Consider the following 15,712-nt stretch of genomic DNA (forward strand, 5'->3'; position numbering starts at 1 on the left):
CGCGGCACGATCACGAATGCGGAGGTGCGGACTTGGCCGAGAAGATCCTGGTAGTCGATGATGACACCGCGCTCGCCGAGATGATCGGCATCGTCCTGGGCGCGGAGGGGTACGTGCCGGAGTTCTGCGCCGACGGCGGCAAGGCGGTCGACCGGTTCCACGAGGTCGACCCGGACCTCCTGCTGCTGGACGTCATGCTCCCCGGGATGGACGGCATCGAGATCTGCACCCGCGTGCGCGAGGCCTCGGGCGTGCCGATCATCATGCTGACCGCGAAGTCCGACACCACCGACGTGGTGCGCGGGCTCGAGGCCGGCGCGGACGACTACATCGTCAAGCCCTTCAACCCGCAGGAGCTCATCGCGCGCATCAAGACCCGCCTGCGCTCGACCCCGCGCGAGAACTCGGAGTCCATCCGCATCGGCGATCTCACGATCAACGTGTCGGCGCACGAGGTGCTGCGCGACGACGAGCCGATCGGCCTCACCCCCCTCGAGTTCGACCTGCTGCTCACCCTCGCCTCCGAGCCGAACAAGGTGTTCAGTCGGGAGGAGCTGCTCGAGAAGGTGTGGGGCTACCAGTACAAGGCCGACACCCGGCTGGTGAACGTGCACGTGCAGCGGCTGCGCTCGAAGGTCGAGGCCGGCCCGGACCAGCCGAAGATCGTCACGACCGTGCGCGGCGTGGGCTACCGCGCCGGGCACACGCCCGCGTAGCGCATGGCCCCCTCCTGGCTGCGACGGCTCCGCGGCGCCCGCGCGGAGCAGGGCGGCGAGGTCGAATCCATCACCCTGTCTACGGGGCTCGGCAAGCACGTCGACGACCTCGACCGCTCGGTCGACCCGCCGCACCGCTGGTGGCGGCCGAGGGGCTTCGCAGGCAACGTCCGCTTCCTCTGGCGCACCTCGCTCCCGTTCCGCACCACGCTCATCGCCGTGGTGCTCACCACCACCACGGTGGTCGTCGTCGCGCTCGTGATGGGCAACAGCATCGCGCGCGACCTCAACACGAGCCGCACGAACCAGGTCATGCAGGAGGCGGCGCACGCCGTGGCCGCCGCGCAGCTCAACTTCGATCAGGGCACCGAGACCGAGGAGCTCGCGCTCACGGCGCTGCGCCAGCAGGCGCTCGACGCCGCGGTGGCGCAGGCGCCCAACTCGGAGGGCTGGGCGTTCTACCTCGCCTCGGAGACGAACGAGCGCGCGCCGATGCAGGACGTCGCCTCGCAGGAGGTTCCGCGCGACCTCGTCAGCCAGGAGATGCGCACGAGCGTTCGGGACGAGCCCGGCACGCAGTTCTCGCAGTCCGTCACGCTGCGGGACGAGGCCGGGCACTCGGTCCCCGGCCTCGTGGTCGGGTCGACCGTCAACGTCCCCACCGTGGGCCTCTACGAGCTGTACTTCGTCTACTCGATGCAGCCTTCGCAGGACACCCTGGACTTCGTGCAGCGCACGCTCGCGATCTCCATGGTCATCCTCGTGCTCATGGTCGGCACGATCGTGGGCGGGATCATGCGCGCGGTCATCCGCCCGATCCGCATCGCGGCGACCACCTCGCGGAAGCTCGCCGCCGGCCGGCTCGAGGAGCGCATCCCCGAGCGCGGCGAGGACGACATCGGCACGCTGGCGCGCTCATTCAACGACATGGCCGACAACCTGCAGCGGCAGATCGAGCAGCTCGAGAACCTCTCGAAGGTGCAGCAGCGGTTCGTCTCGGACGTGTCGCACGAGCTGCGCACGCCGCTCACCACCATCCGGCTCGCGGCGGGCATCGTGTACGCCCGCAAGGACGAGCTCGACCCCACGGTCTCGCGCTCCACCGAGCTGCTGCACGACCAGATCGAGCGCTTCGAGCTGCTCCTCGCGGACCTGCTCGAGATCTCGCGCTACGACGCGGGCGCGGTGCAGCTGCTGCGCAAGCCCGATGAGGCGGTGCACCTCGTCGAGGACGTGGTGGGGAGCATGACCCAGGCCGCCACCGATCAGGGCGTCGCGCTCGTGGTGCGCGCGGCCGCGGAGCACATCGACGCGGAGTTCGACGAGCGGCGCATCACGCGCATCGTCCGCAACCTCGTCGCGAACGCGATCGAGCACAGCGAGGGCAAGCCGGTCGTGGTCACGGTGGATGCGAACGCCACCGCGGTGGCCATCGCGGTGCGGGACTACGGCATCGGCATGACCGAGGATCAGCAGACCCAGGTCTTCGACCGATTCTGGCGCGCCGACCCCTCGCGGAAGCGGACGATGGGCGGCTCGGGCCTCGGCCTCGCCATCTCGCAGGAGGACGCGCAGCTGCACAACGGTCGTCTCGAGGTCTGGTCGGCGCCCTCGCTCGGCACGAACTTCCGACTCACGATCCCGCGCGAGGTGGATTCGCCGATCGTCTCGTCGCCCCTGCCGCTCATTCCCGAGGACGCCGGAGCGGACACGTATATCGTCGACCGCGGCGACCGGCGCTCGGCCGCCGCGGCCGAGCCCAGCCTCGAGACCCAGCCGCTGGACCTGCCCTGGTTCTCGACCGACGAGATCCAGCGGTTCAGCGACGAGGAGCTCCTCGCGGCCGGACCGGGAGCCGCCTCGCGGGTTCCGAGACCGCCCGAGGACGAGGCGCGCCGCGCGCCGGAGGACGACGGCCGGGCACCCGAGGACGAAGGCCGGGTACCCGAGGACGACCGCCCCGGCGACGCCGGCGAGGACCGCGATGAGAAGGGAGACGAGCGATGACCCGATTCCGGCGCGCGTGCGCCTCCGTGCTCGCCGCGGCGCTCGTGACGGTACTGGCCGCCTGCGCCCAGATCCCGCTCTCGGGCTCGGTGGAGCAGGGCGAGCCGCAGGAGGCGGGTGAGGCGCAGAGCGTCCGCTACTACCCCGACGGCCCCTTCTCCGGCGCGACGCAGGAGGAGATCGTGCTGGGCTTCATCGACGCCGGCACGGGCGCGCAGAACGACTTCGCGACCGCCCGCGAGTTCCTCACCGACGAGGCCGCCGAGAGCTGGCGGCCCGAGGCAGGCGTCCTCCTGATGAGCGACGGGCAGGTCTCCAGCCGGGCCGAGTCGGACACCGAGGTCGTCGTCTCGGTGCCGATCAACGGCACCCTCGACGAGCACGGCTTCTACCAGGAGTCGCCGACCTCCTCCACGAAGACCCTCGAGTTCCGCCTCGAGATGGTCGGCGGGGAGTGGCGCATCGCCGAGGCACCCGACGGCATCGTGCTCATCCGCCAGGCCTTCACCGATCTCTACGGCGCGCGGCCGCTCACGTTCTTCGACGGCGCGCAGCAGTTCACGGCCTCGGACCTGCGCTGGTTCCTCGACGACAGCCGCGCCGCGACCCGGATGGTCGAGGAGCTCATCGCCGGCCCGGCGGAGTGGATGCTGCCGGGCGAATCCGTTACCTCCGCCTTCCCCGCCAATGTCGAGCTCGTCGATGCGGTGCGCATCAACGGGCAGACCGCCGTGGTGAACTTCTCCGACTCGATCTCGAACGCCTCGCCCGGCGCGCTCTCGCTCATGCGCCTGCAGCTGGAGGAGTCGCTGACGCAGCTCGACGGGGTCGCCTCGGTCGAGATGCAGGTGAACGGCGCCAAGCTCGACGTGGCGCTCCCCGCCTCCGACGAGGTCATCCGCACCGCGGACGTGAACCCCTCGCCGCTCGTGCAGCAGGACGGCACGCTCGGGTACCTGAGCGGCGGCACGCTCGAGCCGCCCGTCGGCTCGGAGAACGCCGTCGCGGAGGTCGAGCGGCTCAACCCCATCCGCGGCGCGGTGTCGGCCTCGCGCGGCACGATCGCGCTGCTCACCTCCGAGGGCACCTACGGCATGAGCTTCGAGGACGAGTCGGCCACCTTCATCGACGCGCGCGGCGGTCAGGTCGAGCCGGCGCTCGACAACTGGGACTGGGTGTGGACGCAGTCGACCACGCAGACCGGTCTCTACATCACGCGCATCGGCGAGTACCAGACGCTCGAGATCCGGCTGCCGGACGAGGTGTCGGACGACTTCATCTCGCACCAGGTCTCGCGGGACGGCACGAAGATCGCGTTCCTCTACGACACGGACGAGGGGGTGGAGCTGGCGGTCTCGCCGATCATCCGCGATGAGACCGGCATGCCGATCACCCTCGGCGACCCGCTGGTGCTGGGCGTCTCGGGGGATCAGGCCAGCGACGTCGCGTGGGTGGACGGCGGCTCGGTCGCCATGCTCGTGGACGGCGGCGAGGGCACGACCGAGGTGCAGCTCTACCGCCTCGGCGGCGAGTTCACGATGTTCGGGTCGATCCCGAACGCGATGCAGGTCGCCGGCTCGAATACGCTCCAGGGCATGCGCGTGGTCGATCGGCAGGGCACGCTCTACGCGCCCCGGACCTCCCGCTGGCAGGCGGCGAGCACCACGATCACGTTCCTCTACGCGCAGGTGTAGCGGCGGCCTGTGGAGAGCGCCCCGCCGGGCTCCGGCGCCTCTGCCACACTCGCGGCATGGACCGCGCCATGCCCGCCATCCGACAGGCCCTCGCCACGCTGTTCCCCGTGCGCTGCGGGGGCTGCGACGCGCCGGATCAGCGGCTGTGCGAGGAGTGCCGCGAGGCGCTCCGGGCGGCGCTCTTCCCGTATGCGGACCGAGTCCTGGGCCCGACCATCTGGGACGAGACCATCGTCGCGACCGCGCTGCCCTACGACTCGGTCGTGCGGCGCATCCTCGACGCCTTCAAGGAGCGCGGTCGGGCCGATCTCGCGCGGGAGCTGGGCGCGCTCCTGCGGGTCTCGGTGCGGCGGCTGCTCGAGGAGGTCCGGTCGACGCGGCCCGACCTCGCCCGCCGGCCGGCGGGCGCGCCGATCCTCCTCGTGCCGATCCCCTCGAGGCGCGCGGCGCGGACGAAGCGGGGCTACGACCACGTCGCGCTGATCGTCGAGCGGGCGCTGCCGCGGGCCCGGCCCGTCGCGGCGCTCCGGCACGTGCGCCGGGTGCGCGACCAGTCGGCGCTGGACCGCGAGGAGCGGTACGAGAACCTGCTCGGCTCGCTCGCGGCGAGCCCGGCCGTGCGGGGCCGCCGCTGCGTCATCGTCGACGATCTCGTGACCACCGGGGCGACCGTGTGCGAGGCCGCGAGGGCGCTGCGATCGGCGGGCGCGGTGGTGCTCGGATCCGCCGCGGTCGCGCGCGTGGATCGCCTCTACCACAGCGATTAGTCGCGAGGATTACGAGCCTGCGAATTCTCAAAGTGAACTCGGAAACGGGCTCATATGATGAACGGACAGACACAATCCAACTCGGATGTGGGAGGCTTCCCGCACTCGAGTTTCCATATAGGAGGGTGAGATGGACGTCACCATCAGCGGTCGCAACACTGAAATCCCGGACCGATTCCGCGAATACGCGGATGAGAAAGTCACAGCGAAGGTGCAGCAGCTTTCTGATCGAGCGCAGTCCGTCGAAGTCAAGCTGAAGCGCCGCACCGATCGCGCCGGCAACAACCTCGACCGCGGCAAGGTCGAGATCACGATCTTCGGTCCCTTCCCGACGATCCGCGCCGAGGCCGAAGCGGGTGACAAGTACGCGGCGTTCGACATCGCGCTCGACAAGCTCGTCGAACGCCTCCGCCGCGTCAAGGACAAGAAGAAGACCCACCGCGGCAAGAGCCTGGCCGAGGCGGCCGCCGGCGAGTTCGCCGACCTCGACATCGTGCCCGCCGACACGGGCATCATCGACGTCGTCTCGGGCAAGGCCACCCCGGCCTCGGGCGACGGCGCCGGCGAGGGCGACGGGTACGAGGACTACAACCCGATCGTGATCCGCGAGAAGGTGTTCGCGCCGAAGCAGATGACGTCGAGCGAGGCCGTGGACCACATGGAGCTCCTCGGCCACGACTTCTTCCTCTTCATCGAGTCGGAGACGAAGCGGCCCTCGGTCGTCTACCGGCGCCGCGGATGGGATTACGGCGTGATCGCGCTCGGCGAGGAGGGGCAGCAGGTCGGCGCCGCCTCCTGATGACGGCCCGCGGCCGGTGCACCGGCCGACGCTGAACCAGCGCCCCCGCTCGGAATACCGGGCGGGGGCGCTTCGCGCGTCGGACGGCCGATCACCGCCGCAGGGCGCGCACGGCGGCGGCGATCGTCGTCGCGAGGGGCGTGTGGTCGAGTCCGAGGATCGTCCGCGCATCGGAATCGTCGACCAGGAAGGGCGCGTCGAACTGGTAGGCGGCATCGCGAAGCCCCGCCATGGCGGGGCTGAAGGTGGCGAGCAGCCGGAGCAGGGGCCGCGGCAGCCGTCGGAACCCCGGTTCGCGCGCGAGCCCGGCAGCGCGCAGCGCGATCCGCGCGAGCTCGCGCATGGAGCAGGCGGGCGCGTTGGGAACGTGCCAGGGGCGGCCCTGCATGCGCTCGTCCTCGGCGGCCAGCGCGAGCATCCTCCCGAAGTCGTCGATCGATGTCCAGGCGTGGGGCTGGTCGGGATCGCCGAGTATCGAGGCCGGCCTGCCGGCGAGGACCGGCCGGAGCAGGCGGTCGCCTCCGTGCGCGCCAGGGCCGGTGTCCGCGCCGATGTAGTCGCTGCCGCGCACCTCCACCGCCCGGATCCTGCCCGCCTCGTGCGCCGCGAGGGCCCGCCGCCACACCTCCGCCCGGACTTTGCCGTTGCGGTACTCGGCGGCGAGGGGATCCCGTTCCGTGAACGGCGCGGCGGACGGACCGTAGGCGTAGAGGTTCCCGGCGATGACGAGTACCGCTCCGGTGCGCTCGGCGGCCGCGATCGCGGTTGCGATCGCCGGCGGCCAATCGCGGTGCCAGGTGCCGTAGGGGAAGTTCGCGCACAGGAGGATCGCCCCGGCGTCGGGCAGGCGCGATGCCGTGCCGGGCAGGGTGATGTCGGCGACGAAGGCGTCGGTCCCCGGCGGGCGAGTGCCCGAGCGGGTGACGACGGCGACCTCGTGCCCGCGGGAGAGCAGGGACTCGGCGCTCGCGCGGCCGATGGGGCCGGCGCCGATGACGATGGTGCGGGTCATGGGTGCGACGCTTTCTTCGAGTGGATCGGTGCTTCGGGCCAGCGCCGTGAACAGTGTTCACGACACGGGGTCGAGTATGCGTGAACAGTGTTCACCGTGTCAAGCGGCGACGCGTCGACGAGATCGCCCCGCGGTGTGCGAAGGTGGACGGATGGGCGCCCACACTCCTCCGATGCGAGACGAGATCCTGCGCGCGGCTCGAGCCGAGCTCGCCGAGGTCGGTCCCGGCGCGCTCTCGATGCGCTCGGTGGCGCGTCGGGTGGGCGTCACCGTCGGCGCCCTCTACCGGTACTTCGCGGGTCGCGACGCGCTCCTCACGGAGCTCATCGTGGAGGCCTACGACGCCGTCGGCGCCGCGGCCGAGCGCGGCGCCGACGGCGTCCGTGGCCCGGTGGACGCATGGGTTCGCTCGGGGCTCGCCGTCAGGGAATGGGCGATCGGGCACCCGTACGAGTTCTCCCTCATCTACGGAACCCCCGTGCTCGGCTACGACGCACCGGAGCGGACCGTCGTATCGGCGACGCGGCTGCTCGAGGCGCTGGTCGGCATCCTCGTGGCGGGAGCGGGGCTCGGGGCCGACTCGGCCGAGTCCGAATCGGCGGAAACTGCGAGGGCCGAGGAGCGGGAGCTCCCCGAGGCGCTCCGCGCCGACCTCGCGAGGGTGCGCGAATGGCTGTCGGGCAGGACGTTCCCCGTTGACGCGGAGCGGGTGCCCGCGCGGCTCATCGTCGGGGTCGTGCGGGCCTGGACCGAGCTGATCGGCACGGTCTCCTTCGAGCTGAACGGGCACTACCGCAACAGCATGGAGTCGGGTGCGGCGTACCTCGAGCACGTACTCCGCCTGCAGGCGGAGGGACTCGGGCTCGACCGGGCGGGATGTTCGCGGCGGGCGTGAAGGGAAGCGCGGGTCGTCCAGGGTCCGTACTGCCTGCCGTCAAGCGTTGCGAAGTACGATAGGCCGAGTGCGCCGGGAATCGCCGGCAGTTGTGAGTTGTCAGGAGACAGATTTGGCTTCAATCCTCGAGAAGATGCTTCGCTTCGGCGAGGGCCGGCAGGTCCGCCGCCTGGAGCGGGTCGCGGCTCAGGTCAACAAGCTTGAAGAGGGATTCGAGGAGCTCGGCGACGACGACCTTCGCGCGATGACGGAGGAGTTCCGCGAGCGCTACGAAGAGGAGTCGGCGAAGGGCCGGGGCGACAAGGAGATCCTCGACGGCCTGCTGCCCGAGGCCTTCGCGGCGGTTCGCGAGGCCGCGAGCCGCACGCTCGGCCAGCGGCATTACGACGTGCAGCTCATGGGCGGCGCCGCGCTGCACGACGGCAACATCGCGGAGATGAAGACCGGTGAGGGCAAGACGCTGGTGGCGACGCTCGCCGCCTATCTCAACGCCATCCCCGGCAAGGGCGTCCACGTCGTCACGGTCAACGACTTCCTGGCCTCCTACCAGTCCGACCTCATGGGGCGCGTGTTCCGCGCCCTCGGCATGTCGACGGGCTGCATCGTCTCGGGCCTCACGCCGCCGCAGCGCCGCGAGCAGTACGCGGCCGACATCACCTACGGCACGAACAACGAATTCGGCTTCGACTACCTCCGCGACAACATGGCCCCCTCCGTGGAGGCGTGCGTGCAGCGGGAGCACTACTACGCGATCGTCGACGAGGTCGACTCGATCCTCATCGACGAGGCGCGCACCCCGCTCATCATCTCGGGCCCGGCCTCGGGCGACGTGAACCGCTGGTACGTCGAGTTCTCGAAGCTCGCGAAGCGGCTCAAGGAGGGGCGCGACTACGAGGTCGACGAGAAGAAGCGCACCATCGGCATCCTCGAGCCCGGCATCGACCGCGTCGAGGACGCGCTGGGCATCGACAACCTCTACGAGCAGGCGAACACGCCGCTCATCTCCTTCCTGAACAACGCGATCAAGGCCAAGGCGCTGTTCGCGCGCGACAAGCAGTACGTCGTGCAGAACGGCGAGGTGATGATCGTCGACGAGCACACCGGGCGCATCCTCGCCGGCCGCCGCTACAACGAGGGCCTGCACCAGGCCATCGAGGCGAAGGAAGGGGTGAAGATCAAGGCCGAGAACCAGACGCTCGCCACGGTCACGCTCCAGAACTACTTCCTCATGTACGACAAGCTCTCGGGCATGACCGGCACCGCCGAGACCGAGGCGGCCGAGTTCCAGTCGACCTACGAGCTCGGCGTGATCCCCATCCCCACCAACCGGTCGATGCAGCGACTCGATCAGCCGGACCTCGTCTACAAGAACGAGAAGGTCAAGTTCGACCAGGTGGTCGAGGACATCGTCGACCGCTTCGACGTCGGGCAGCCGGTGCTCGTCGGCACCACGTCGGTCGAGAAGAGCGAGTACCTCTCGAAACTGCTCGCGCGCCGGGGCGTCAAGCACGAGGTGCTCAACGCGAAGAACCATGCGCGCGAGGCCGCGATCATCGCGCAGGCCGGTCGCAAGGGCGCCGTCACCGTCGCGACGAATATGGCCGGCCGCGGCACCGACATCATGCTCGGCGGCAACGCCGAGTTCATCGCCGTGGCCGAGATGACCGCGCTCGGGCTCGACCCCGAGGAGAACGCGGAGGAGTACGAGGCCAAGTGGCCCGAGGTGCTCGAACAGGTCAAGGCCGCCGTGAAAGAGGAGGCCGAAGAGGTCGCCGAGCTGGGCGGCCTGTACGTGCTCGGCACGGAGCGGCACGAGTCGCGCCGCATCGACAACCAGCTCCGAGGCCGTTCGGGCCGTCAGGGCGACCCGGGCGAGAGCCGCTTCTACCTCTCCATGACCGACGACCTCATGCGGCTGTTCAACACGTCCGCGGCGCGGGCGATCATGGACAACGACAACACCCCGGACGATCTCGCGCTCGAGTCGCGCATCGTGTCGGGCGCCATCCGCAAGGCGCAGACGCAGGTCGAGTCCCGCAACGCCGAGATCCGCAAGAACGTCAAGAAGTACGACGACGTGCTCAACGAGCAGCGCGAGGCGATCTACAAGGACCGCCGCGCGATTCTCGAGGGCGACGACCTCGCCGAGCGCGTCCAGACCTTCATCGACGGCGCCGTCGAGGACATCGTGACGCAGCACACCGCCGCGGGCGACCCCGACGACTGGGACGTCGAGTCGCTCGAGACCGACCTCAAGCAGCTCTTCCCGATGACGGTCACGATCGAGGAGATCATCGAGGAGCACGGCGCCTCGCACGTCTCGTCGCAGGACGTCGTCGAGGAGGTGCGCGCGGATGCGCATCTCGCGTACGAGAAGCGCGAGGAGACGCTCGGGGAGGAGGCGACTCGGGAGCTCGAGCGCCGCGTCGTGCTGCAGGTCATCGACCGCAAGTGGCGCGATCACCTCTACGAGATGGACAGCCTCAAGGACGGCATCGGGCTCCGGGCCATGGCGCAGCGCAACCCGCTCGTCGAGTACCAGCGCGAGGGCTACGAGATGTACCAGCAGATGCTCGGCGGCATCCGCGAGGAGGCGGTCGGCTTCCTCATGAACCTCGACGTGCAGGTCTCCGAGGTCGAGGACGGCGAGGGCGGCACGAAGCGCCAGATCCGCGTCCAGGCCAAGGGGCTCGAGCAGTCCGCGAACCAGAAGCTCAACTACTCCGCCGCCGACGACCAGGGCAACGTGCAGGTCACGGACGATCAGGGGCGCGTCAACGCGGGGGCAACCCGCGCCGCGATCCGCCGCGAGATGAGCCAGGGTACCGCGTCCGCGTTCGCCGAGGCGCGCGGCGAGGCTCCGGCCGCCGCGTCGACGGCCGCCTCGGCGAAGCCGGCTTCGCGTCCGGCGCCCAAGGGCGGCGCCAAGAAGCACTCCGCCTCGAAGAAGTCGAAGTCGGGCAATCCGGCCAAGACCGGCGCGGCGGGCGGCCGGTCGGCCGCGGACCTCGCGCGCGAGCAGTCCCGGGCCAACGCCGCCAAGAAGACGCAGGTCGGCACGTTCGGCCAGCAGACCAAGCCCAAGCCGAAGGAATCCGGCTCGGGCCAGAAGGACTGACGGCGCGGTCGGCACGGGCCGTCCGGGAGCGGGCCCAGGCCCCTCCCGGGCGGCCCGTCTCCGCGTGCGGGAGACCGCGCCGGTGCCGAGCGCACGAGGTCTTCGGGCGGGAAAGGAAATCCGAGGTGGAGCATACGGGGCGGGACCCGCGGGAGCGCTGCTGGGAGGGCGCGTTCAACGCGCGCGATCTCGGGGGAGTACCGGTCGCCGGCGGGCGGATCCGGGCCGGCGCGCTGTTCCGCTCGGGGCAGCCGGAGGCCTGGACCCCCGAGGGCTTCCGGCAGGCGTCGGACGACGGCGTGCGGCGCATCTTCGACCTGCGCGATCCAGAGGAGCCCGGCGGCGCCCCGGCGGGCGCGGAGCGCGCGGGTATCGACTACCGCTTCGTGCCGGTCGAGGATCCACGGCTTCCGGAGTTCCGCGCCAGATTCGTACCGTACATGAACCACACATCGGGCTATCGGGACTTCCTGGCGATGTTCCCTGGCCGGGTGGCGCACGCGCTCCGCGAGGTCTTCCTGGGCGGTCCCGGCACGCTCGTGTGCTGCTCCGCGGGCCGCGACCGCACGGGGATCACGACGAGCATGGTGCTGCTCTCCCAGGGCGTCGAGCTCGAGGCACTGCTCCACGAGGACGAGCTCGCGGTGCGCGCGGTCAACGAGCGGCACCGCACTCGGGAGACCCCGCATCCGTACGAGTCGTGGCAGCCGGAGGAGGCGCTGCGCCCCGCGATCGATTCGCGACGGGAGGCGCTGGCGGCGTTCGCCCGCGGCCTCGACGTGCGCGGCTTCCTGCGCGCCCACGGCCTCGACGGGGCCGCCGACGGCGCGCGCGAATGGCTCGTGCGAACCGACGCCGGGCGTTAGAGCACGTGCAGGCGCTCCGCGCGCCAGCGGCCTCGGAACTCCTCGAGGCGGATGACCACGGCCCGTACGCGAGGGCCGAGGTCGACCAGCACGGTCGCCTCCACGACGCCGCTGCGGGGCGACTGCCACAGGCAGGCGCGCGTCTCGATGACGGGGCGGCGCACGCTCCGGCCGCGCACGCGGCGGGCCCTGGCCGCGTGCTGCGCCCGGGCGAGCAGGCGGGTGAAGACCTCGGGCGCGATCCAGCGGGCCATCTGCTCGACCTCGCGCACGCCGGCGAGCGCCTCGAACACGCTGCGGCCGAGATTCCGCAGGAGCACCTCGGGGTCGGGCATCTCGAGGTCCGGCCGGGCGGAGGTGAGCACGCCCTTGCCGAGCTCCTCCTTCTGCGGGGGCTCATGCGTCTTCGCGATCACCCGGAGCGGTCTGGCGGGGGCCTTCCCGCCGACCGCGCGTTGTGCTTGTGGCATCGAAGCGAACTCCTTCTCCGGATGGGCCTTGGTTCCGAAATCGACTACGGGATATTCAACAGGGAAATCGAGGTGCGGTGGCGGATTTTTTCTCAACTGTGAATAACTACCCCTCGTCCCGCCCCTGTGGACAAGTCGGATCGCGGTCGAGCGGCTCCTGCAGAATGGGGCCGTGCGCTGGGACGACCTCTTCGACGACCTCGCGGGCCAGTTCGACGCCGGCCTCGAGGAGGAGCGCCGTCGCGCCGCGGTGGACGAGGAGCGGCTGCGCATCACGCGACTCACCATCCGCGATCGCCTCGGCGCGCTCGACCGGGCGCTCTCGCCGGGGGAGCGCATCGGGCTCGAACTGCGCACCGGCGAGCGCATCGAGATCGTGCCGGTCGAGTTCGGGGCGGACTGGTTCGGCGCCGACCTGGTGGGCGCCGGCCTCTCGGCGCCCGGCGGCGAGGGCGTCCCCGGCGGCGGGCCGGTCTCGCGGTACGGGGCCTGCATCGTCCCGCTCGCGGGCATCGCCTCGGTGGTGCTCGACGCCGGGCAGCTGGCGCGTTCGCTCGAACCGCTTCCGGAGCGTCCGGGGTCGATCACCGGCAAGCTCGGGATGAGCATTCCGCTGCGGGATCTGGCCCGGAGGCGGTGCCACTGCGAGATCACGACGGCGCACGGCGCCGTGCTCGGCACGGTGGACCGGGTGGGCCGGGATCACCTGGACATCGCGGTCCACGACGTCGACACGCCCCGGCGTCAGCGCGATATCCGCGCCTACCGCATCCTGCCGCTGGCCGACATCACGCTCATCCGCGTCCAGACGGACTGACGGGGCCGCGGCGGGTTACGGGCGGTCGCGCGTCGAGATCTCGCCGATGTCGTCGAACTCGTGCTCCTCGAACATCGCGGTCCGGCGCTGCAGCTCGTACTGGTCCTGGATGTAGTCCTCGAGCGCCTGCTGCTCGATCCGCCATTCGCCCGCCTCGCCGATGCGGATCGCGGCGAGCTCGTTGGACTCGACGAGGGCGCGGGCGACGTCGAGTTCGACGTTGAGCACGTCGGCCACGTCGGCCAGCGTGAGGAACCGCCCGAAGCGGTGCGCAGGGATCGCATGCATATAAGCATTATCGCTCGTCGTCCCGGTACTCGAAAGTCTGTGGATAACTTCTCGGCCAGTCCTGAGGATTCGGGCAGCATTGGCGGCGGAATCGCTCGACCCGCGTGAGGAGAACAACTATGACGGCAACCCGGCGCCGCATCCGGCTCGACCCGAGGCTGCTGATCGGCAGCCTCCTCGTGGTGGCCTCGGTCATCGGCGTCACGTGGGTCGTGGCGGCGGCGAATCAGACCGTGGCGGTCTATGCCGCCGCGAAGCCCATCGCGCAGGGCGATGCCCTCGGCGCGACCGAGCTCTCGATCGTCGAGGTGCCGGTGTCGGAGACCAACGATCTCTACCTGACCCCGGAGCTCCTGTCCGCCGAGGGCGGCACCGCCACCCGGCCCATCGGCGCCGGGGAGCTGATCCCGATCAGCGCGGTGGGCGCGGCGGAGCAGGGCGTCTCGGAGGTGGTCGTGACGGTGAGCGGCGCCCTCTCGGAGCGGATCGCGCCGGGGACCGCGGTCGAGCTCTGGTCCGCCGCGCCCGACGAGCGCCCCGGCGCCTACCGTCCGCCGACGGTGGTCGTGGACGAGGCGCAGGTGGTCCGGGTGCTCGAAGCGGAGCAGTTCGTGCACAGCGGGGAGACCGAGGTCGAGCTCCGCATCCCCGAGCACGCGCTGGCGGAGGTGCTCGCGGCCGCCACCAACGGCGCCCGGATGCATCTCGTGCCGCTCTACGCCGCGGCCGAGACGGAATCGGGGGAGGAATAGCGATGGCCCGGATCCTGCTCGCGGTGGACTTCGACGTCGAGGAGCGGCTGCTCGAGGGCGTCATCGTCTCGGGCCACGAGATCGTGGACCGGGTCGCGGGGGCCGACGCGCTCGTCCAGGCCGTCGCCGGGCTGCGGCCGGACCTCGTGATCGTGCAGGCGGGGCCCGAGACCCTCAACGCCCGCAGTCTGGCCGCCTGCGACGCGGCGGGGTCGCGGGCCATCGCGCTCACGGCCGACGATCTCGAGCGCCGCAACGCGCTGTCGCTCGGCGTGGTCGATCGGATGGACGCGCGGTCGGAATGGGTCGACATCGAGGCTGTGGCGCTGAGGACGCGGCGGGAGCCCGAGGCGTCCCCACCCGGCGGCGAGTCGGGAGAGGGGCTCGGGGTGCCGGACCCCGCCGGGCCCGGGCCCGCCCGGCTGCGCTCGCGCCGCGAGCGCCGTGCGGAGGAGCGTTGCGGGCGGGTGCGGCGAGCGGCGCCGGAGGATGCGGCGCCCGTGCCGGGAGCACCGGCGCTCGACGCGCCGGGGCCGGCGCGGAGACGCCCCGGACGGCCGCGCCCGTTCGCCGCGCTCGGGCGGCGAAGCGGGGAGGTCCCCGCCGCAGGAGCGGCCGAGGCGCCGCAGGATCCGGTGCCGCAGGAGGAGGGGAGCGGGCGCGGCCGGGTGCTCGCGGTCTGGGGGCCGCACGGCGCCCCCGGCCGCACGACGGTCGCCCTCGCGCTGGCCACGGTGCTCGTGGGCGAGGGCATCGGCACGACGCTCCTCGACGCCGATCCCTACGGGGGCGCGATCGCGCCCCTGCTCGGCATCGCGGACGAGGCGCCGGGCCTCGCGGCGGCCTGCCGGCTCGCCGGCGCAGAGGCGCTCGACGCGATCGAATTCGACCGCGTCGCATCGCGCGCGAAGACCCCGACGGGCGAGCTCCGGGTGCTGAGCGGCATCGCCAACCCCGCGCGCTGGCCCGAGCTCGGCGGGGCGCGGATGCGCGGCGTGCTCGAGCGGGCCCGGCACGAGGCCGCCGCGACGGTGGTGGACACGGGCTTCAGCCTCGAGCGCGACGAGGAGCTGCTCAGCGACATGGCGGGGCCGCGGCGCAACGCGGCGACGCACGCCGCGCTCGCGGACTGCGATGCGGCGATCGCGGTGGCGGACGCCACGCCCCTCGGCATCCAGCGATTCCTGCGGGCCTACCCGCAGCTGCTCGACGCGGTCGGGCCGGGCACGCGCATCCTCGTCGTCGCGAACCGCGTCCGCGGCGCGGTCACGGGCGTCGACTCCGGGGCGCAGATCCGCCAGGCGCTCCGCCGTTTCGGCGGCATCGAGCGCGTCGCGCTGCTCCCGCACGAGCCGAAGGCCGCGGACCGGGCGCTCGGCGAGGCGGCCTCGCTCACCGACGTCGCGCCCCGCAGCCGCTTCGCCAGACAGCTGCGCGCGCTCGCGGTCGAGGCGATGGATGCGCGCCCTCGTGGCGCGGCGCAGTTATCAGACACGGTCTCGTAGTCTTAT

General features: G+C 71.4%; 14 protein-coding genes. 11 read left to right on the top strand and 3 right to left on the bottom strand.

Going from position 1 to position 15,712, the window contains the following annotated elements; all coding sequences use genetic code 11:
* Window positions 1–32 precede the first annotated feature (32 nt).
* From mtrA to raiA, 5 genes are all read left to right on the top strand, one after another.
* Complete coding sequence (gene mtrA / locus FM112_RS03440; protein ID WP_087003533.1) at window positions 33–716, top strand: MtrAB system response regulator MtrA; 684 nt, start codon at window positions 33–35, stop codon at window positions 714–716.
* Between the two features lie 3 nt (window positions 717–719).
* A complete protein-coding gene (mtrB, locus tag FM112_RS03445; protein WP_087003535.1) occupies window positions 720–2,723 on the top strand; it encodes an MtrAB system histidine kinase MtrB in 2,004 nt (667 codons plus the stop codon).
* The gene (locus FM112_RS03450; RefSeq protein ID WP_087003536.1) at window positions 2,720–4,417 is read left to right on the top strand and encodes a GerMN domain-containing protein; all 1,698 of its coding nucleotides are present in this window, start codon (window positions 2,720–2,722) and stop codon (window positions 4,415–4,417) included. The genes mtrB and FM112_RS03450 overlap by 4 nt, the downstream gene beginning before the upstream one ends.
* 56 nt (window positions 4,418–4,473) lie before the next feature.
* Window positions 4,474–5,184: a ComF family protein gene (locus FM112_RS03455; protein WP_087003537.1), complete on the top strand. Its 711-nt coding sequence runs from the start codon at window positions 4,474–4,476 to the stop codon at window positions 5,182–5,184.
* A gap of 130 nt (window positions 5,185–5,314) precedes the next feature.
* Entirely contained in the window at window positions 5,315–5,983 is a 669-nt protein-coding gene (gene raiA, locus FM112_RS03460; protein ID WP_087003538.1) for a ribosome-associated translation inhibitor RaiA, read from the top strand.
* A gap of 91 nt (window positions 5,984–6,074) precedes the next feature.
* Here raiA and FM112_RS03465 read toward each other — a convergent pair whose 3' ends face one another.
* Window positions 6,075–6,995, bottom strand: a complete 921-nt coding sequence (locus FM112_RS03465; protein ID WP_087003539.1) for an NAD-dependent epimerase/dehydratase family protein — start codon at window positions 6,993–6,995, stop codon at window positions 6,075–6,077.
* 172 nt (window positions 6,996–7,167) lie between these two features.
* Between FM112_RS03465 and FM112_RS03470 the strand changes: the two genes are divergently transcribed.
* The 3 genes from FM112_RS03470 (at window position 7,168) to FM112_RS03480 (ending at window position 11,874) form a co-directional block, all read left to right on the top strand.
* On the top strand, window positions 7,168–7,890 hold the full coding sequence (locus tag FM112_RS03470; RefSeq protein WP_176386648.1) for a TetR/AcrR family transcriptional regulator: 723 nt from the start codon (window positions 7,168–7,170) through the stop codon (window positions 7,888–7,890).
* A 112-nt stretch (window positions 7,891–8,002) separates the two neighbouring features.
* Window positions 8,003–11,008 carry a preprotein translocase subunit SecA gene (gene secA / locus FM112_RS03475; RefSeq protein WP_087003541.1) on the top strand — a complete coding sequence of 1,002 codons (3,006 nt, stop codon included), beginning with the start codon at window positions 8,003–8,005 and terminating at the stop codon, window positions 11,006–11,008.
* Window positions 11,009–11,133: 125 nt separating this feature from the next.
* Window positions 11,134–11,874: a tyrosine-protein phosphatase gene (locus tag FM112_RS03480; RefSeq protein ID WP_176386649.1), complete on the top strand. Its 741-nt coding sequence runs from the start codon at window positions 11,134–11,136 to the stop codon at window positions 11,872–11,874.
* Here the strand turns inward: FM112_RS03480 and FM112_RS03485 are convergent.
* Window positions 11,871–12,344 carry an Rv3235 family protein gene (locus FM112_RS03485; protein WP_254910356.1) on the bottom strand — a complete coding sequence of 158 codons (474 nt, stop codon included), beginning with the start codon at window positions 12,342–12,344 and terminating at the stop codon, window positions 11,871–11,873. The genes FM112_RS03480 and FM112_RS03485 overlap by 4 nt on opposite strands.
* A gap of 172 nt (window positions 12,345–12,516) precedes the next feature.
* Between FM112_RS03485 and FM112_RS03490 the strand changes: the two genes are divergently transcribed.
* Window positions 12,517–13,161 (top strand): hypothetical protein, encoded by a 645-nt coding sequence (locus FM112_RS03490; protein ID WP_087003542.1) that lies wholly within the window; start codon window positions 12,517–12,519, stop codon window positions 13,159–13,161.
* A gap of 15 nt (window positions 13,162–13,176) precedes the next feature.
* Here FM112_RS03490 and FM112_RS03495 read toward each other — a convergent pair whose 3' ends face one another.
* Window positions 13,177–13,449, bottom strand: coding sequence for a helix-turn-helix domain-containing protein (locus FM112_RS03495; RefSeq protein WP_087003543.1), 273 nt, complete (start codon window positions 13,447–13,449; stop codon window positions 13,177–13,179).
* Between the two features lie 119 nt (window positions 13,450–13,568).
* Here FM112_RS03495 and FM112_RS03500 point away from each other — a divergent pair, with 119 nt between their 5' ends.
* Window positions 13,569–14,201: an SAF domain-containing protein gene (locus tag FM112_RS03500; protein WP_087003544.1), complete on the top strand. Its 633-nt coding sequence runs from the start codon at window positions 13,569–13,571 to the stop codon at window positions 14,199–14,201.
* A gap of 2 nt (window positions 14,202–14,203) precedes the next feature.
* Window positions 14,204–15,706, top strand: a complete 1,503-nt coding sequence (locus tag FM112_RS03505; protein ID WP_087003545.1) for a hypothetical protein — start codon at window positions 14,204–14,206, stop codon at window positions 15,704–15,706.
* Window positions 15,707–15,712: the final 6 nt, after the last annotated feature.

Source organism: Gulosibacter sp. 10 (assembly GCF_900163695.1).
In the GTDB taxonomy this organism is placed as follows: Bacteria; Actinomycetota; Actinomycetes; order Actinomycetales; family Microbacteriaceae; genus Gulosibacter.